The sequence below is a fragment of the Janthinobacterium sp. SUN118 genome (genome assembly GCF_030397695.1).
In the GTDB taxonomy this organism is placed as follows: domain Bacteria; phylum Pseudomonadota; class Gammaproteobacteria; order Burkholderiales; family Burkholderiaceae_D; genus Janthinobacterium.
The window spans coordinates 2,389,538-2,407,264 of sequence record NZ_JAPUBV010000001.1 but is presented as its reverse complement, the minus strand read 5'-3'; the positions used below and the strand labels follow the sequence as shown (position 1 = coordinate 2,407,264).

Below are 17,727 nucleotides of genomic sequence, written 5' to 3'. Positions count from 1 at the left end.
CATCTCAGTCGATCCAGTGCTGGCGCGGCTGCAGGTTGATATGCACCGTCTTGACTTCCGTGTATTCCTCGATGCCTGCCAGGCCCGCGTCGCGCCCCAGGCCCGACTGCTTCATGCCGCCCAGCGGCGTTTCCGGGCCGTTGTCGAGCGTCGTATTGACCCATACGCGGCCGGCCTGGATATCGCGCGTGGCGCGCAGCGCATGCGTCAAATCGTTCGTCCAGATCGACGCCGACAGGCCAAATTCGCTGTCGTTGGCAATCGCGATCGCCTCTTCATAGGTATCGAAGGGCACGATGGCCAGCACCGGGCCGAAGATTTCCTCGCGCAGCAGGGGCGTGCCCTTGGCCACGTTGCTGAGCACTGTCGGCTGGACGAAATAGCCCTGCTGCGTTTCCACCTTGCCGCCGCCGCAAACGACGGTGGCGCCCATTTTGACGCCTTCATCGATATACGCCAGCACCTTGTGCATATGACCTTCGTCGAACATGGCGCCCACCTGCGTGGCCTCGTCGAGCGGATCGCCGACGCGGATGCGGGCGATCTTGGCAGCCAGTTTCTCCGTGAAGACGGCGGCCACGCTGCGCTCGACCACCAGGCGGCTGCCGCCCACGCAGCACTGGCCCGCATTGAAGGCCATGCCAAAGGCGACGCCGTCTGCCGCGTCATCGAGGTTGGCGTCGGCGAAGACCACGTGCGGGTTCTTGCCGCCCAGCTCCAGGCCCAGTTTCTTGATGTTCGCGGCGGACGCCTCGATGGCCTTGTGGCCCGTGGCCGTCGAACCGGTAACGGAGACCATGTCGACCAGGGTGCTGTCGAGGATGGCCTGGCCGACGACGCTGCCGCGCCCCGTGACGACATTGACGACACCGGCCGGTACGCCCGCCTGCTGCAGCAGGCCGCACAGCATGGCGGTGGTGCCGCTGGTCGCTTCGGCCGGTTTCACCACGGCCGTGCAGCCGGCCGCCAGGATGAAGGGCAGGCGCTCGGAGAGGATGAAGAACGGGAAATTCCACGGCGTGATGACGCCCACCACGCCCAGCGGCTGGCGCAGCACCATCGCCAGGATGCGCTCGCCCATGTTGTTGTAGGCCTGGCCGGCCATGGTGCGCGCGGCGCCGGCGGCGAAGCGCCAGATATCGACGGCGCCGCGGATCTCGCCGACGGCCTGCAGGATCGGTTTGCCCGTTTCCAGGCATTCGACCATGCCCAGCTCTTCCGCATTCTGCTCGATCAGGTCGGCCACGCGGAACAGCACCTTGGCGCGGTCGGCGGCGCCCATCTTCGCCCAGGGCCCCTCGTCGAAGGCGCGGCGCGCGGCGGCGATCGCCCGCTGCGTATCATCGTTGCCGGCACGCGGCCAGGTGGCGACGGGCACGCCGTGGCCGGGGCTGTGACGCGTGATGGTCTCGCCGCTGGCGGCATCGGTATATTCGCCGTCGATATACATCTGGAACTGGCGTGGTGCTGCTGGTAGTGATCTGATGCTCATGGTCTCGCTCCTTTTTTACTGTCTGTTTTTTACTAGAATACAGGTTTGCTTTTGGTGAGGAAGGCATGCAGGCCGATGGCGGCATCGGCGCTGCCCTTGATTTCGGCGCCGGCGGCGGCATGGAATTCACCGGGTTCGGCGCCCCACAGCACCGCTTCCTTGGCCAGCGCCGCCGCATGCGGCGACACACAGGCCAGGCGCCGGAGCAGGCTGGCCAGCGCGTCTTCGAAGCGCTCGGGCTGCCAGACGGCATTGACCACGCCCCAGTCGCTGGCGCGCTGCGCATCGAGCGCGCACATGGTCAGCACGGCTTCCAGCGCCCTGCCCCGCCCGGCCAGGCGCGCCAGCCGGGGGCCGCCCTGCCAGCCCGGAATGGCGCCGATGCCCACCTCGGGAAAGCGGAAGACGGCGCCGCTGGCGGCCACCCGCAGGTCGGCGCACAGCGCCAGCTCCAGGCCGCCGCCGAAGCACACCCCCTCCACGGCCGCCACGGTGGGACAACGCAGCCGCTCGAAGCGGTCGAAGATGCGGTTGCCGTAGTCGATCCAGTCGCGCGCGAACTGGTGCGGCTTGAGCGGCGCCCACTGGCGCACGTCGGCACCCGAGGAAAACGTGCCGCCCGGCGTGCCGCGCAACAGCACCACGCGTACGCCGGCGTCCAGTTCGACGGCCTCGATCTGCCGTTCCAGTTCGCGCAGGATGTCGAAATCGAGCGCATTGGCCTTGCCGGGATTGTCCAGGGTCAAGGTCAGCAGCGAACCGCTGCGCACGGCGTTCAGGGTCCCCATCGTCGGTTCAGGCGGCAACGCCGTAAAAACCCATGAAGCGCCGCATGCGCGCCACCGCGTCATCGGGATCGCGCAGCAGCCCGGCCGCATCGGCCATGCGGAAGATATCGACGAAATACGGCAAGGTGCGCATGGCCTGGTGGCCGGCCAGCATCTGCATGTGCTGCTGGTGGCCGTTCAGGTAGGCGAGGAAGACCACGCCTGTCTTGTAATAGCGGGTCGGCGCGCGGAAGATATGCCGCGACAGGGGCACGGTGGGCGCCAGGATGTCGAGGAAGCGCTGGCGCTCGCCCTGGGCCAGCGCCGCCAGCGCATGCGCGGCGGCCGGCGCGATGGCGTCAAAGATTCCCAGCAAGGCGTGCGAATAGCCCACCTCGTCGCCGGCGATCAGCTCGGGATAATTGAAATCGTCGCCCGTATACATTTTCACGCCGTCGGGCAGCAAACGGCGCATGTCGATCTCGCGCTGCGCGTCGAGCAGCGAAATCTTGATGCCGTCCACCTTCGATGGCGACTCGCGTATCACCTGCAGCGCGATGTCGCGCGCCGCCGTCAGGTCGTCCGTGCCCCAGTAGCCGGCCAGTTCCGGATCGAACATGTCGCCCAGCCAGTGCAGCACGACGGGCTGCTCGGCATGCGCCAGCACCTTGCGGTAGACTTGCAGATAATCGTCCGGCGTGCGCGCCACCTTGGCCAGCGCGCGGCTGGCCATCAGGATCAGGCGCCCGCCCACGCCCTGGATGGCGTCCATCTGTTCGTGGTAGGCGGCCACCACGTCGTCGAGGCTGCGCGCCGCGGCAGGGTCCAGGTGGTCGGTGCCGCAGCCGTTGAAGACGGGGACGCTGTCATCGCCCAGGCTGGCGCGCGTGCGGCGTATCAGTTCCAGCGCCGTGCGCCAGTCCAGGCCCATGCCGCGCTGCGCCGTGTCCATCGCTTCGGCGATGCCCAGACCCATGCCGGCCAGGTAATGGCGGTAGGCCAGCGTGGCGTCCCAGTCGATGGCGCCGCCCGTGGCCGGATCGACATCGGCATAGGGGTCGGCGACGACGTGCGCGGCCGACAGGACGATGCGGTTGAAGGGCTGGCGCGGGGCCAATGGCGCGCTCCAGGGCGTGCCGGCCAGTGCGTAGGATGCGAGGCGGCCGTCCAGGCCGGGTAACAGAATCTTTGCCACTATGTGCTCCTGTGTCTCGTTGCGTTTTCAGGCTGTCGCCATATAACGATCTAGTTAGTTACTTGAATTCTACAGCAGTGCGCCGATTTAGCAAGCCTGTTCAGCAGCCGCTTTCCAGACGCTCGCGGCACACTGCCAGCACCTCGCCGGGATCGCGCTGCCACCAGTCCAGGCGCGAGAAAATCTCCACCTCCACGGGGCCGCGGTAGCCGGCGCCCTGCACCTGCGCGCGCATGGCGCGCAGGTCGATCACGCCATCGCCCATCATGCCCCGGTCCTGCAGCGGGTCGCGCGTATCGAGCCGCCAGTCGCACATATGGAAACCCATGATGCGCTTGCCGGCGCGGCCGATTGCCGCAGCCAGGCGCGGGTCCCACCACGTATGGTAGGCGTCGATGGCCACGCCGAACCAGCCCTCGCCGCCCGGATCGAGTTCATGGCACCAGTCCAGCGCCTGGTCGAGGGTATTGAGCAGGCTGCGGTCGGCCGCATACACGGGATGCAGCGGCTCGAGCGCGATGCGCACGCCCGTCTCGCGCATCACGGGCAGCAAGGCGGCCAGGCCGTCGATAATCTGCCGCCGGCCAGCGTCGATATCGCGGCTGCCGGGCGCCAGACCTCCCACCACAGCCACCAGGCATGGCGCGCCCAGCACCGCCGCCGCGCGCAGCGCCTGCGCATTCGAGGCAATGGCAGCCTGCCGCCCCGCCGCGTCGGCCGCCGTGAAATACATGGTGCGGCAGTAGCCTGCCACCCGCAGGCCGGCCGCGCGAATGGCGGCCGCGGCATGCTCCGGGTGTTTCTCGTCGACTTCCTGGCGCCACGGCGTGATGAAGCCGAAGCCCGCGTCGGCGATGCGCGCCGCGCTCACGGCCAGCGGTTCGCGAAAACCCAGGGTTGCCGTGTTGATGCAGCAGTCCTTGACATGCAGCGGTGCCATGGCCATCCCCTAAAAACGCTGCAGCAGCAGGCCGCCGTCGACGCGCACCTCCTGCGCCACCGTGTACGGCAGCAGGCCGCCAGCCATGCTGCGGATCACGCGCGCCACGTCGTCCGGCATGCCCCAGCGCGGCGCCACCGTCATGCCCTGCGCGATCAGTGCGTCGTACTTGCCCTTCGATGGCGCCGTCATCTCCGTCAGGATCAGCCCCGGCTGCACTTCATACGCGCCGATGCCCTCGGCGGCCAGGCGGATGGCGAACAACCGGCACGCCATGTGCAGCGCCGTCTTCGACATGCAGTATTCGCCGCGCTCCACGCTGGCCGCCTGCGCGTTCGACGAGGTAACAAAGACGATGCTGCGGTGGATTCCCGGCTTTTCCTGCCCGGCCAGCATGCGTTTGGCCACGGCCTGCGTCAAAAAGAAGCTGCCGCGCGTGTTGACGTCGAAGCAGCGGTCATAGCTTTCCTCGCTCACATCGAGCAAGTCGCCGCGCTGCAGGACGGAGACGCCGGCATTGTTGACAAGGCAGTCGATGGCGCCAAAATGCGCCTCGATGGCGTCGAGCACCGGCGCCAGCGCGCCGCTGTCGGCGATATTCTGGTCGAAGACACGGCAACGCCGGCCCAGCGCCCCGACTTCGGCCTGCAGGGAGGCCAGCTGTTCGCCGTCATTGAAGGCGATGGCCGCGATGTCGAAGCCGTCGGCGGCCAGGCCGAGTGCCGTGGCGCGGCCGATGCCGCGCGAGGCGCCCGTCACGATGGCGGTTTTAGTCATGTTGTCCCCCATGGCGTCACCCGGCCAGCAGTTTGCGCGCGATGATCACGCGCTGGATCTGGTTCGTGCCTTCGTAGATCTGCGTGATCTTGGCATCGCGGTACAGGCGCTCGACTTCATAGCCGCGGATGTAGCCGCTGCCGCCGAAGACCTGGATGGCGTTCGAGGTCTGCGCCACGCAGGCGTCGCTGGCAAAGCACTTGGCCATGGAAGACGCGGCGGTGGCGTCGATGCCGGCGTCGATCTTCATGGCAGCCGAACGCACCAGCAAGCGCGCCGCCTCGGCATCCTTGGCCATGTCGGCCAGCAGGAACTGGATACCCTGGAATTCGGCGATGGCCTGGCCAAACTGCTGGCGTATCTTGACCTGTTCGACGGCCGCCTCGAGCGCCGCCTGCATGATGCCGACAGCCAGCGCACCGATGCCGATCCTGCCCTTTTCCAGCACGCTCATCATCATATGGAAGCCCCGGCCCTCGGTTCCGAGCAAGGCGTCCGCCGGCAGCACGACATCCTTGAAGTGCAGCTCGCCCACCTGCGACGAACGCTGGCCCAGCTTGTGCTCCTTCGGCCCCTTCGCCACGCCCGCCGCATGGCAGTCGACGATGAAGATGCTCATGCCGCGCTTGCCGGCGGCCGGATCAGTGCGCGCCAGCACCAGCGCCATGTCGGCCACGGGGGCGTTGTGGATCCACAGCTTGGTACCGTTCAGCAGCCAGCCGTCGCCATGGCGCACGGCCGTCGTCTTGATGCCCGAGACGTCCGAGCCGGCGCCCGCCTCCGTGATGCAGTAGGCGCCGCGCAGCCGCGCGCGCACCAGCTGCGGCACCCAGCGCTGCTTTTGCACTTCGGTGCCGTGCTTGACCAGCAAGGTGGTCAGCAATTCGACGAGGCCGCACTGGTCCGCCACCGAAGCATAGCCGCGGCTCAGCTCTTCCATCACCAGGCTGTAGGCCAGGCAATCGAGGCCGGCGCCGCCGTATTCCTCGGGCACGGCGATGCCGAACAGGCCGATTTCACCCATCTCGCGGTAAATGTCGCCGGCAAACGCCTCTTCATGATCGAGGCGTTCCGCCTGCGGGCGGATGACTTCATTGGCGAAGCGGCGCGTCATGTCGGCCACTTGCTGGTGTTCCGTGGATAAATGCATTCGAGCTCTCCTTGATGTTGTGTGCGGGTTCTGTGCGCCTGCATCGGTGCTTGCGCTTGCGTAAATAACTAACTAGTTATATCATTATTCTCCAGATTGCAGCGTTTGGCAAGCAATCGCGGAACGATCAATCAAGGAGACGCAAGGCATGAAAACAACAGCATGGTGTGAAGCGGGGGCGATGGCCGACGAAGTGTTCGATGGCGCGCTGGTGGTGTTAAGCGGTTCGGGCGGCGGCCTGGTGGAGGCAGACATGATTTGCGCTGCGATCGAAAAGCGCTTCCTGGAAACGGGCCACCCGCGCGACCTGACCCTCGTGCATGCGCTGGGCATCGGCGACGGCGTCGCCTCGGGCATCAACCGCTTCGCGCATGCCGGCATGGTGAAGCGCGTGATCGGCGGCCACTGGACCTGGTCCAAGCGCATGCAGAAGCTGGCGCGCGACAACGCCATCGCCGCCTACACCCTGCCGGCAGGCGTGATCCAGACCCTGTTGCGCGAAATCGGCGCGGGGCGCCACGGCCTGGTGACCCATATCGGCCTCGACACCTTTGCCGATCCGCGCCACGGCGGCGGCAAGGGCAATGCCGGCGCCATCGAAGAGCTGGTGGAAGTGGTCAGCCTGGGCGGGCGCGAACTGCTGTGGTACAAGCCGTTCAAGGTGGATTTCGCCATCATCCGCGGCACCGCCTGCGACCCGCACGGCAACCTGACCTTGCGCGAGGAGCCGTCCGACATGGACAGCTTTGCCGCCGCCATGGCCGCGCACAACAGCGGCGGGCGCGTGTTCGCCCAGGTGCGCGACGCGCTTGACGCCCCCATCTCGCCCGCGCGCGACGCGGCCATTCCCGGCATCCTCGTCGACAAGGTCTGCGTCAACCCGGCCCAATGCCAGACCACGGGCTCGCCCTACGATCCATCCATCAGCGGCGCACTGCCGCCGCCCGCCGTGCGCGCGCCGCAAACGCTGCCCGACGGCATGCGCTACCTGATCGCGCGGCGCGCCAGCCGCGAACTGACGCCCGGCGCCTGCGTCAACTTCGGCTTCGGCATCCCCGACGGCATCCCCGCCATCGCCGCCGCCGAAGGCCTGGAGATCGCCTGGACGGCCATCGAACAGGGTTCGCACAATGGCGAACTGCTGCCCGGCCACCTGTTCGGCGCCACGCGCTATCCGGGCGCCATCGTCAAATCCACCGACCAGTTCGATTTTTTCAGCGGCGGCGGCATCGATATCGCCTTCCTCGGCATGGGCGAGCTCGATGCAGAGGGCAATGTCAATGCGTCCTGGATCGGGCCGGACATCGTCGGCCCCGGCGGCTTCATCGACATCACGCAATGCGCGAAAAAAGTGGTGTTTTGCGGCACCTTCGAAGCCAAGGGGCTGGAAGTGGCCGAGCGCGACGGCAAGCTCGCCATCGTCACGCCTGGCGCCATCCCGAAACTGGTACCGCAGGTGCGCCACATCACGTTCAGCGGCCGCCGCGCCCGCGCCGACGGCCAGCAAGTGCTGTATGTGACGGAGCGGGCCGTGTTCCAACTGATGCCGGACGGCTTGCAGCTGGTCGACGCGCCGGCCGGCATCGCCCTGCGGCGCGACATCCTGCAGCGCATCCCCTTCGCCGTCTCGCTGTCCGCGGCGATGGCGCGGCGGCTGGAGGAAGAGCCTTCCGCCTGAAGCCGCCGGCCACGCGGCAGCGGCCTGCGGCTGCCTGCCGCCATACGGCCATGCTATACTTTGCGGGCATGATACGACTCTTCACAACATGGCTGATGCTGATATTGCTCACGTCACTGCCGCTGCACGCGGCGGCGGCCAGCATGGGCATGGCCTGCGCGCCAGCTCAGTCGCACGCGTTGCAAGGCGTAGCCAGTGAAGCGCCTGTCCATCCTTGCCACCAGCGTGCCGCCCCCTTGACGGCCGATGACGCGCCACCTGGCGACGATGGCGCCACCGCCCGCCATTCCGCCTGCGATGCCTGCTCCGTCTTTTGCCTGGGTGCGCTCATGGCGCCGCCTGCCCGCCTCGCTGTTCCAGATGGCGCGACCTCGGAAAGCGTCAGCATTGCCGCCGCCACGCTGGCCGCGGGATACATTCCCGACGGCCCACGCCGCCCGCCCCGGCAAACGCGCGCCGCATAAGCTCAAGCCGTCTCGAAGCGGCTGCACTCCATTCAACCACCAGCATTGCCACCGTCACCGTGGAGCCATGCTGGCGGCTGCACCATCTGCATTCCTTATTTGAAAGACCTATCCATGATCAAGAATCTGTTATTGCGCGGCGCCTGCGCCGGCATGCTGGGCCTGCCCCTGTTCGCCATGGCGGCCGCGCCCGTCATCGAAGTATATAAAAGCGCCGCGTGCGGCTGCTGTTCCGAATGGATCAAGCACCTGGAAGCGAACGGTTTTAGCGTGCGCGCGAAAAACGTGGAAATGCCGGCGCAGTACCGCAAGCTCGCCGGCATTCCTGAGCAGCTGGGCTCCTGCCACACGGGCCTCGTCAACGGCTACGCCATCGAGGGCCACGTGCCGGCCAGCGAAATCAAGCAGCTGCTGCGCGAAAAACCGAAGGCGAAAGGCCTGGCCGTGCCCGCCATGCCGATGGGTTCGCCTGGCATGGAAGGACCGCGCAAGGACCCGTACGACGTCTTGCTGGTGAAAAACAATGGCAGCACCAGCGTCTACAAGCACTATCAATAAAGCTGTGAAGCCATAAAAAACGCCGCCGGGATCGCTCCCGGCGGCGTTTTTTTCTGCAGTAAACTGATTTACCGTAAGCAAGCCAGCGCAAGCTGGCTTTGCTCTACATCAAGACTGCATCAGATGCTGGCCAGGGCCGCATTCAGGCTGGCGCTCGGGCGCATGACGGCGTCCGCTTTCGCCGGATCCAGCAGGTAGTAGCCGCCGATATCCATCGGCTTGCCTTGCACTTCCTTCAGCTCGTCGACGATCTTCGCTTCGTTTGCCGCCAGGGCTTTCGCCAGTGGCGCGAAGTGCGCCGCCAGTTCCGCATCTTCCGTCTGCGCTGCCAGCGCCTGCGCCCAGTACAGGGCCAGGTAGAAGTGGCTGCCGCGGTTGTCCAGCTCGCCAGTGCGTGGCGATGGCGACTTGTTGTTGTCCAGCAGCTTGCCGGTGGCTTCGTCCAGGGTCTTGGCGAGGATCTTGGCCTTCGCATTGCCCGTCTTGATGCCCATGTCTTCCAGCGACACGGCCAGGGCCAGGAACTCGCCCAGGGAATCCCAGCGCAGGTGGTTTTCTTCCACCAGCTGCTTGACGTGTTTCGGAGCCGAACCGCCGGCGCCCGTCTCGTACATGCCGCCACCGGCCATCAGCGGCACGATGGACAGCATCTTGGCGCTGGTGCCCAGTTCCAGGATCGGGAACAGGTCGGTCAGGTAGTCGCGCAGGATGTTGCCGGTCACGGAAATGGTGTCCAGGCCGCGGAACGCGCGTTCCAGCGTGTAGCGCATGGCGCGCGTCTGCGACATGATCTGGATGTCCAGGCCCTTGGTGTCGTGGTCTTTCAGGTAGGTTTGCACCTTCTTGATGACTTCGTTCTCGTGCGGACGGTAGGTATCGAGCCAGAACACGGCAGGCATGCCCGAGTTGCGCGCGCGCGTGACGGCCAGCTTGACCCAGTCGCGGATCGGCGCGTCCTTGACCTGGCACATGCGCCAGATATCGCCCTCTTCCACCGTTTGCGTCAGCAGCACTTCGCCCGTTGCCAGGTCGGTGATGTTGGCGATGCCGCCTTCCGGCACTTCGAAGGTCTTGTCGTGCGAACCGTATTCTTCCGCCTGCTGCGCCATCAGGCCCACGTTCGGCACGGTGCCCATGGTCTTCGGATCGAAGTTGCCATGCCATTTGCAGAAGCCGATCATTTCCTGGTAGATGCGCGCAAAGGTCGATTCCGGCATGACTGCCTTGACATCCTTCGGACGGCCGTCGGCGCCCCACATCTTGCCGCCGATACGGATCATGGCTGGCATCGACGCGTCGACGATGATGTCGTTCGGCGAATGGAAGTTGGTGATGCCCTTGGCCGAATCGACCATGGCCAGTTCCGGACGGTTGGCGTGGCAAGCGTGCAAATCTTTCAGGATTTCATCTTTTTGCGACGCTGGCAGGGTTTCGATCTTGTCGTACAGGTTGCTCATGCCATTGTTGACATTCACGCCCAGCTTGTCGAACAGCTCGGCGTGCTTGGCGAACGCGTCCTTGTAGAAAATGCGCACGCAGTGGCCGAAGACGATCGGGTGCGACACCTTCATCATGGTGGCCTTGACGTGCAGCGAGAACATCACGCCCGTCTTGAAGGCGTCGTCGATTTCCTTCTCGTAGAACTCCAGCAGCGCTTTCTTGCTCATGAACATGCTGTCGATGATTTCGCCCGCTTGCAGCGATACCTTCGGTTTCAGCACGATGGTCTTGCCCGAGGTGGTGACCAGTTCCATCTTGACGTCGCGCGCCTGGGTCAGGGTCAGCGATTTTTCGCCATGGTAGAAGTCGCCGTGGTGCATGTGCGAGACGTGGGTCTGCGAAGCCTGGCTCCACTCGCCCATCGAATGCGGGTGCTTGCGTGCATACTCCTTGACGGCCTTCGGCGCGCGGCGGTCGGAATTGCCTTCACGCAGGACCGGGTTGACGGAGCTGCCGATGCACTTGCCGTAGCGTGCCTTCAGGGCCTTGTCTTCTTCCGTCTTCGCCTCTTCCGGGTAGTCCGGCAGCTTGTAGCCACGGGCTTGCAGTTCGCGCACGCACGTGATCAGCTGGCCTTGCGAGGCGCTGATGTTCGGCAGTTTGATGATGTTGGTGTCCGGATTCTGGGTCAGCTTGCCCAGTTCAGCCAGGGTATTCGGGACTTTTTGCTCGTCCGTCAGGAATTCGGGAAATTCTGCCAAGACACGTGCCGCCACCGAGATATCGCTGGAAACCACGTCGACGCCGGCCGGCGCGGTGAATTTTTTGATGATTGGCAGCAGGGAATACGTCGCCAGCAGCGGCGCCTCGTCAGTCAGCGTGTAGATGATTTTGGATTTTTGTGTTGCCATGTTCATTCCCTTGTATGCGGTGATGCCTGTGGTTCAGGTGGTTAACTTACTTCGTTCCAAACACATGGTGGTTGACCCTGCCCTGGACGGCTCGTGTATCGGCCCTGGGGCCTGCCTTAGCCTAACCATCTATTTTAGACTGTCCTGCCGCTATTTGTGTAAACTCCGGCGCCGTTTGGTTTTGCATCGCAAAACGGAGCACCGGATGACGAGACAGAATTATATCAAAAAGGCATTGTTTTTCACCAGTGCCTGCCGCCCATCCCCCTTCCCCTTCCCCTTCCCTCCACTGTACCGCCTCGCCCGGCATCGGCATCACGGTCTCGCCTCGGCCGGCAGCGCCCGGAAAAATCGCGGGCACGGGCAATAAGACTTGACTTTCCCGGCGTGGCAAGTCGGATAAAGGCCATGGGAGCTGTTTTTAGCTCGACAAAACCAGGTCGACAACCGTCGCGAAAGGCAAAAAATGACAGTCAAACGCATCAGCGTGATTACGGCGGCGCTCGGCGCCGCCCTCACCCTCTCCGCCTGCCGGCAGGCGGCGCCCCCGCCGGCCGCAGCAACACCGCCCGGCGTTCCCGTGGCCGAGGTCATCGTGCGTCCCGTGACGCCGTTTGCCGAATTCACCGGCGCACTGACGGCCGTCAAACGCGTGGAGCTGCGCCCGCAGGTGGCCGGCTATATCCGGCAGGTGAGCGTGCCCGAAGGACGCTACGTCGAGAAAGGAAGCGAACTCTTCCGTATCGACCCGCGCGTCTTCCAGGCCGCGTTCGATGCGGCCACGGCGCGCCTGCGCGCGGCGCAAGCGGCGTCGCTGCTGGCCCAGGTCGAACATGCGCGCGCCGAACAGCTGTTCGCGCAAAAGATCGTCGCGCGCGACCGCCTCGATGCGGCAACGGCCGCGCTGCAGGCGGGCAAGGCCCAGGTCGATGCCGCGCAGGCGGCGCTCGATGCCGCGCGGCTGGAGCTGGGTTTTACCCGCGTGACGGCGCCCATCAGCGGCAGGGTCGGCCAAACCCTCGTCACCGAAGGCAATTACGTGGCCAGCGGCGTGACGCCGCTGACGACGATCGTCTCGACCCATCCCCTGCACGTGTATTTCGACGTCGACGAGCGCACCTACCTGCGCTCGCTCGCGGCGGAGCGCGACAAGCCCAGCTTGCAAGGCAGGCAGGCGACCACGGTGCTGCTGGCCCTGGCCACCGACAAGACGTATGCGCGCTCGGGCCGCGTCGATTTCCTCGCCAACAGCGCCGAGCGCGGCACGGGCACGGTGCGCATCCGCGCCGTCGTCGACAATGCCGATGGGAAATTGACACCCGGCCTGTTTGCCAGGGTCAAGCTGGAGACGGGCGCGCCGCAAGCGCGGGTGCTCATTTCAGAACTGTCGATCGGCACGGACCAGGGGCGCCGCTACGTGCTCGTCGTCGGCAAGGACAACAGGACGGAATTCCGGCCGGTCGAGCTGGGCCCCGTGGTCGACGGCCTGCGCGTGATCGAGCAAGGCTTGCAGGCGGGCGAGCGCATCGTCGTCAAGGGCCTCGTGCGCCCGGGCATGCAGGTGACGCCGCAGCCGGCCGCCATCGACGGCACGCCCATCGCGGCGCCGCACGCCTCGGGAGGTGCATGATGTCCTTCCCGCGTTTCTTCATCGACCGCCCCATCTTTGCCATCGTCCTGTCGGTGCTGATGGTACTGGCCGGCATCGTCGCCTTCTTCCAGATGCCGCTCAGCGAATATCCGGCCGTCACGCCACCCACCGTGCAGGTGACGGCGTCCTATCCGGGCGCCAATCCCAAGGTCATCGCCGAAACGGTGGCCGCGCCGCTCGAACAGGCGATCACCGGCGTCGAAGGCATGCTGTATATGTCGTCGCAATCGGCGACCGATGGCAGGATGATACTCAGCGTCACTTTCGCGCAGGGAACGAACGCCGACATGGCGCAAGTCCAGGTGCAGAACCGGGTGGCGCGCGCCCTGCCGCGCCTGCCTGAAGAAGTGCAGCGCCAGGGCGTCGTCACGCAAAAGACCTCGCCGGACATCCTGATGGTGGTGCACCTGCTGTCGCCGGACAAGCGCTATGACCCGCTGTACATCTCGAATTACGCCTACCTGCAGGTGCGCGACGAGCTGTCGCGCATCCCCGGCATCAGCGACGTGCTCGTGTGGGGCGCCGGCGAATACAGCATGCGGCTGTGGCTGGACCCGGACCTGGTCGCCGCGCGCGGCCTGACGGCAGGCGACGTGATTGCCGCCGTGCGCGAGCAGAACGTGCAGGTGGCGGCAGGGTCCGTCGGCCAGGCGCCCGATTCGACGGCCGCCTTCCAGGTGACGGTCAATACGCTGGGGCGATTGACGGACGAGGAACAGTTCGGCGACATCATCATCCGCACGGGTAGCGATGGCCAGGTGACGCGCCTGCGCGACGTGGCCCGCATCGAGATGGGGGCGGACGCCTATGCACTGCGCAGCCTGCTTGACGGCGAACCGGCCGTCGCCCTGCAAATCATACAGAGTCCGGGGGCCAATGCGCTTGACGTGGCGCAAGCCGTGCGCGCCACCATGCAGCGCCTGGAAGCGAAATTCCCGGCCGGCCTCAGCTCGCGCATCGCCTATGACCCGACCGTGTTTGTGCGCGCCTCGCTCGAATCGGTGGCCACCACCCTGCTCGAGGCCACCCTGCTCGTCGTCCTCGTGGTGGTGCTGTTCCTGCGCAACTGGCGCGCCTCGCTGATACCCCTCATGGCCGTGCCCGTATCGCTGGTCGGCACCTTCGCCGTCATGCACCTGATGGGCTTTTCGCTCAACACCCTGTCCCTGTTCGGCCTGGTGCTATCGATCGGCATCGTCGTCGACGACGCCATCGTCGTCGTCGAGAATGTCGAGCGCCACATCGAAAACGGCGAGGAACCCGCGCAGGCGGCCAGGCGCGCCATGGACGAGGTCACGGGGCCCATCATCGCGATCACCTCGGTGCTGGCCGCCGTCTTCATCCCGACCGCCTTCCTCAGCGGCCTACAAGGCGAGTTCTACCGCCAATTCGCGCTGACCATCGCCATCTCGACCATCCTCTCGGCCGTCAATTCGCTCACGCTCAGCCCGGCGCTGGCCGGCCTGCTGTTGCGCCCGCGCAAAGCAGGCCGCGCCCGTCCTCCTCGCGATCCACGCAGCCTGCGCGGACGCGCCGACCGGCTGCTGCACGTGCTGGGCAAGCCGTTCCAGCGCGCGCCTGGCGCATATGGCAACACGGTGCGCAAGGTCGTGGGCGTGAGCGGCGTGGCGCTGCTCGTGTACGGCGGCCTGCTCGCGCTGACCTTCTTCGGTTTCAAGGCCGTGCCGCCCGGCTTCGTGCCCATGCAGGATAAATACTATCTGGTCGGCATCGCCCAGTTGCCGAACTCGGCATCGCTGGACCGCACCGACGCCGTCGTCAGGCAAATGTCGAAGATCGCGCTGGCCGAGCCGGGCGTGGAAAGCGTCGTCGCCTTCCCCGGCCTGTCCATCAACGGCTTCGTCAATGTGCCGAACGCGGCCGTCATGTTCGTCATGCTCGACCCGTTCAAGGACCGCACCACGCAGGAGCTTGGCGCGACGGCCATCGCCGCCCGGCTGCAGGCGAAGTTTGCCAGCATTCCCGACGGCTACCTGGGCGTATTCCCGCCGCCACCGGTACCCGGGCTGGGCGCCACGGGCGGCTTCAAGATGCAGGTCGAGGACCGCGGCGGCGCCGGGCTCGACGCCCTGGCGCGGCACACCCGGGTCCTGATGACGAAAGCGGGCGAATCGGGCCAGGTGGCCGGCCTGCTCACGAGCCTGGACATCAATGCCCCGCAGCTCGACGTCGCCATCGACCGCACCCAGGCCAAGAGCCAGGGCGTGCACCTGGCCGACGTGTTCGAGTCGCTGCAAGTGTATCTCGGCTCGCTGTACGTCAACGACTTCAACCGCTTCGGCCGCACCTACAAGGTGACGGCCCAGGCCGACGCGCAGCACCGCATGCAGGCCGACGCCATCGGCCGCCTGCAGGTGCGCAACGCGGCAGGCGCCATGCTGCCCCTGTCCTCGTTCGTCACCGTCACGCCCGCTTCCGGCCCGGACCGCGTGATGCACTACAACGGCTATCCGTCGGCCGACCTGTCGGGCGGCGCGATGCCGGGCGTCAGCTCGGGACAGGCCGTGGCCGTGATGGAACGGCTGGCGAAGGAAGTCTTGCCTGAAGGCATGAGCTTCGAGTGGACGGATCTCACCTACCAGCAAAAACTGGCCGGCGATGCGGCGCTGTTCATCTTCCCGCTGTGTGTGCTGCTCGCCTACCTCATCCTCGCGGCGCAATACAACAGCTGGCTGCTGCCGCTGGCCGTGCTGCTGATCGTGCCGATGTGTCTGCTGAGCGCCATCGCCGGCGTCTGGCTGACGGGTGGCGACAACAACGTCTTCGTGCAGATCGGCCTCATCGTGCTGGTCGGCCTGGCCGCGAAGAACGCGATCCTGATCGTCGAATTCGCGCGCAGCCTGGAAACGCAGGGCGCCAGCGCGCTGGAAGCCGTCATCGAGGCGTGCCGGCTGCGCCTGCGGCCCATCGTCATGACTTCGCTCGCCTTCATCGCCGGCGTCGTGCCGCTGGTGCTGGCCAGCGGCGCCGGCGCCGAAATGCGCCAGGCCATGGGCATCGCGGTGTTCGCGGGCATGCTCGGCGTGACCCTGTTCGGCTTGTTCCTGACGCCGGTGTTTTATGTGGCGATGCGCGGCCTGGCGGCCCGCTTCGAGCGGCGCCAGCCCGCACCCCAGCCGCACATGGAGGAAAGCACGTCATGAGAAATCTCTATCAAACAGTTGTATTGCCACTGGGCGCCCTCGCCCTGCTGGCCGGATGCGCGGCCGGGCCCGACTATGCCGCGCCAACCCTGCCCGCGTCGCGGCTGCCCGCCAGCTTCGGCCAGCCGGTTGCCGGCCTCGGCGTCGGAACCGTCGAGGCCGGATGGTGGCGCACCTTCGACGATGCGGCGCTGAGCACGCTGGTCGGACGCGCGCTGGCGGCCAACCACGACATCGGCATCGCCGCCGCGCGGCTCGACGAATCCCGGGCCATGCTGCGCGAAAGCGGCCAGGGCTTCCTGCCGCGCGGCGGCGCCGCGCTCGGCGTCGAGCAGCGCCGGCGCAGCGACGCCGAAATGCCGTCCGGCCAGCCGCGCCGCACGGACAGCTATCGCGGCGCCGTCGATGCGAGCTGGGAAATCGACCTGTTTGGCCGCGTGCGGCGCTCCGTGGAAGCGGCCGAGGCGCAAGCCGGTTCGCGTGAAGCGCTGCTGCGCGGCGTGCAGGCCAGCGTGGCTGCCGCGGTGGCCGCCTCCTGGTTCGAGCTGCGTGGCATCGAGGCCGAACTGGCTGTCGTCGCCGACCTGCGACTCAGCCAGCGCGACAGCCTGGCGCTGGTCGAGCGACAGGTCGGCGCCGGTTCCGCCAGCGAGGTCGACCGGCTGCGCGCCGTGGCCCTGCTGCGCCAGGTCGAGATGGAAGCGCCCGCACTGGAGCGGCGCCGCGCGGCCGCCATCAACGCGCTGGCCATCCTCCTGGGCGAAACGCCACAAATGTTCAGCTTGCCGGCCGCCGCGCCCGCCGCTGCGACGCTGGCGGTGCGCCCGCTCGCCGTGGGTGATCCCGCCGCCCTGCTGGCGCGGCGCAGCGACATCGCGGCGGCCGAACGCGGTCTTGCCGCGGCGACGGCGCGCATCGGCGTGGAAACGGCCGGACTCTATCCGGAAGTGCAGGTGCAAGGCTCGATCGGCTTGGTGGCGGGCAGTCTCGACGCGATGGACGGCGCGGGCGCCCTGTCCGGCTTCCTCAGCCCCGTGCTGCGCTGGTCTTTTCTCGATACGGGCCGCGTGCGCGCCCGCATCGCCGCCAGCGAGGCACGCGCCAGGGAAGCCCTGCTCGCCTACGACCAGGTCATCCTGCGCGCGCTGCAGGAAACGGACGACGCCTTCCAGGCCTATGCCGCCGCAGGCGACACGCTGGGCTTGCGCCTGCAAGAGTCGGTGGCACAGCGCGAAGCGGCCCGCCTTGCCCGCTTGCGCTTCGCGCAAGGCGCAGGCGTTTACCTGGATGTGCTCGACGCCGAGCGCGCCGACTTCGCCAGCCGGCGCGCACTGGCCGTCGCCCGCACCGGGCAGCGGCTGGCCATCGTCGGCATCTTCAAGGCACTGGGTGGCGGCTGGGAAGTGTGTGCGTCGGCGGCAAGCGATTGCGGTGGGGCCGCGGCCATGCCTTGACGCCCCGACGCAGGGCCAGGCGCCGTGATAGCGGCCACCTCTAATGAAAAATGCCTACTCCTCGGAGTAGGCATTTGATGAGATAC

General features: G+C 66.6%; 13 protein-coding genes. 6 read left to right on the top strand and 7 right to left on the bottom strand.

The genetic code is table 11. The features are described from left to right. Positions 1-4: 4 nt before the first annotated feature. The 6 genes from O0880_RS10770 to O0880_RS10745 all read right to left on the bottom strand — a co-directional run bounded on the left by O0880_RS10770 (position 5) and on the right by O0880_RS10745 (position 6,321). Positions 5-1,492, bottom strand: coding sequence for an aldehyde dehydrogenase family protein (locus tag O0880_RS10770; protein WP_289886423.1), 1,488 nt, complete (start codon positions 1,490-1,492; stop codon positions 5-7). A 32-nt stretch (positions 1,493-1,524) separates the two neighbouring features. Beyond that, positions 1,525-2,280 (bottom strand): enoyl-CoA hydratase/isomerase family protein, encoded by a 756-nt coding sequence (locus O0880_RS10765; protein WP_289886422.1) that lies wholly within the window; start codon positions 2,278-2,280, stop codon positions 1,525-1,527. Between the two features lie 7 nt (positions 2,281-2,287). Further along, positions 2,288-3,454 carry a dihydrodipicolinate synthase family protein gene (locus tag O0880_RS10760; protein WP_289886421.1) on the bottom strand — a complete coding sequence of 389 codons (1,167 nt, stop codon included), beginning with the start codon at positions 3,452-3,454 and terminating at the stop codon, positions 2,288-2,290. 100 nt (positions 3,455-3,554) lie between these two features. Beyond that, positions 3,555-4,394 carry a sugar phosphate isomerase/epimerase family protein gene (locus O0880_RS10755; RefSeq protein ID WP_289886420.1) on the bottom strand — a complete coding sequence of 280 codons (840 nt, stop codon included), beginning with the start codon at positions 4,392-4,394 and terminating at the stop codon, positions 3,555-3,557. A 9-nt stretch (positions 4,395-4,403) separates the two neighbouring features. After that, a complete protein-coding gene (locus tag O0880_RS10750; RefSeq protein ID WP_289886419.1) occupies positions 4,404-5,171 on the bottom strand; it encodes a 3-ketoacyl-ACP reductase in 768 nt (255 codons plus the stop codon). Positions 5,172-5,187: 16 nt separating this feature from the next. After that, positions 5,188-6,321 (bottom strand): acyl-CoA dehydrogenase family protein, encoded by a 1,134-nt coding sequence (locus O0880_RS10745; RefSeq protein ID WP_289886418.1) that lies wholly within the window; start codon positions 6,319-6,321, stop codon positions 5,188-5,190. Positions 6,322-6,469: 148 nt separating this feature from the next. Between O0880_RS10745 and O0880_RS10740 the strand changes: the two genes are divergently transcribed. From O0880_RS10740 to O0880_RS10730, 3 genes are all read left to right on the top strand, one after another. Beyond that, the gene (locus O0880_RS10740; protein ID WP_289886417.1) at positions 6,470-7,999 is read left to right on the top strand and encodes a CoA-transferase; all 1,530 of its coding nucleotides are present in this window, start codon (positions 6,470-6,472) and stop codon (positions 7,997-7,999) included. A 95-nt stretch (positions 8,000-8,094) separates the two neighbouring features. Continuing rightward, the gene (locus tag O0880_RS10735) at positions 8,095-8,463 is read left to right on the top strand and encodes a hypothetical protein (protein WP_289886416.1); all 369 of its coding nucleotides are present in this window, start codon (positions 8,095-8,097) and stop codon (positions 8,461-8,463) included. A gap of 114 nt (positions 8,464-8,577) precedes the next feature. Beyond that, on the top strand, positions 8,578-9,021 hold the full coding sequence (locus tag O0880_RS10730; protein ID WP_071323358.1) for a DUF411 domain-containing protein: 444 nt from the start codon (positions 8,578-8,580) through the stop codon (positions 9,019-9,021). A 119-nt stretch (positions 9,022-9,140) separates the two neighbouring features. Here the strand turns inward: O0880_RS10730 and O0880_RS10725 are convergent, their stop codons facing one another. Next, positions 9,141-11,372: an NADP-dependent isocitrate dehydrogenase gene (locus O0880_RS10725; protein WP_289886414.1), complete on the bottom strand. Its 2,232-nt coding sequence runs from the start codon at positions 11,370-11,372 to the stop codon at positions 9,141-9,143. Between the two features lie 466 nt (positions 11,373-11,838). Between O0880_RS10725 and O0880_RS10720 the strand changes: the two genes are divergently transcribed. Genes O0880_RS10720 through O0880_RS10710 form a run of 3 tightly spaced genes read left to right on the top strand, consistent with a single transcriptional unit; the run spans position 11,839 to position 17,641 of the window. Further along, positions 11,839-13,002, top strand: a complete 1,164-nt coding sequence (locus O0880_RS10720) for an efflux RND transporter periplasmic adaptor subunit (protein ID WP_289886410.1) — start codon at positions 11,839-11,841, stop codon at positions 13,000-13,002. Continuing rightward, positions 13,002-16,187, top strand: a complete 3,186-nt coding sequence (locus O0880_RS10715) for an efflux RND transporter permease subunit (protein ID WP_289887341.1) — start codon at positions 13,002-13,004, stop codon at positions 16,185-16,187. Before O0880_RS10720 ends, O0880_RS10715 begins: the two co-directional genes overlap by 1 nt. After that, positions 16,184-17,641 carry a TolC family protein gene (locus O0880_RS10710; RefSeq protein ID WP_289886408.1) on the top strand — a complete coding sequence of 486 codons (1,458 nt, stop codon included), beginning with the start codon at positions 16,184-16,186 and terminating at the stop codon, positions 17,639-17,641. The genes O0880_RS10715 and O0880_RS10710 overlap by 4 nt, the downstream gene beginning before the upstream one ends. The last annotated feature ends 86 nt before the right edge of the window (positions 17,642-17,727 follow it).

What these genes read in the sequence shown, in the direction of transcription:
- O0880_RS10715 (WP_289887341.1), top strand. Translation starts at nt 13,002, where the DNA reads ATGTCCTTCCCGCGTTTCTTCATCGACCGCCCCATCTTTGCCATCGTC.
- O0880_RS10745 (WP_289886418.1), bottom strand. Translation starts at nt 6,321, where the DNA reads ATGCATTTATCCACGGAACACCAGCAAGTGGCCGACATGACGCGCCGC.
- O0880_RS10770 (WP_289886423.1), bottom strand. Translation starts at nt 1,492, where the DNA reads ATGAGCATCAGATCACTACCAGCAGCACCACGCCAGTTCCAGATGTAT.
- O0880_RS10750 (WP_289886419.1), bottom strand. Translation starts at nt 5,171, where the DNA reads ATGACTAAAACCGCCATCGTGACGGGCGCCTCGCGCGGCATCGGCCGC.
- O0880_RS10735 (WP_289886416.1), top strand. Translation starts at nt 8,095, where the DNA reads ATGCTGATATTGCTCACGTCACTGCCGCTGCACGCGGCGGCGGCCAGC.
- O0880_RS10725 (WP_289886414.1), bottom strand. Translation starts at nt 11,372, where the DNA reads ATGGCAACACAAAAATCCAAAATCATCTACACGCTGACTGACGAGGCG.
- O0880_RS10730 (WP_071323358.1), top strand. Translation starts at nt 8,578, where the DNA reads ATGATCAAGAATCTGTTATTGCGCGGCGCCTGCGCCGGCATGCTGGGC.
- O0880_RS10720 (WP_289886410.1), top strand. Translation starts at nt 11,839, where the DNA reads ATGACAGTCAAACGCATCAGCGTGATTACGGCGGCGCTCGGCGCCGCC.
- O0880_RS10710 (WP_289886408.1), top strand. Translation starts at nt 16,184, where the DNA reads ATGAGAAATCTCTATCAAACAGTTGTATTGCCACTGGGCGCCCTCGCC.
- O0880_RS10765 (WP_289886422.1), bottom strand. Translation starts at nt 2,280, where the DNA reads ATGGGGACCCTGAACGCCGTGCGCAGCGGTTCGCTGCTGACCTTGACC.
- O0880_RS10755 (WP_289886420.1), bottom strand. Translation starts at nt 4,394, where the DNA reads ATGGCACCGCTGCATGTCAAGGACTGCTGCATCAACACGGCAACCCTG.
- O0880_RS10740 (WP_289886417.1), top strand. Translation starts at nt 6,470, where the DNA reads ATGAAAACAACAGCATGGTGTGAAGCGGGGGCGATGGCCGACGAAGTG.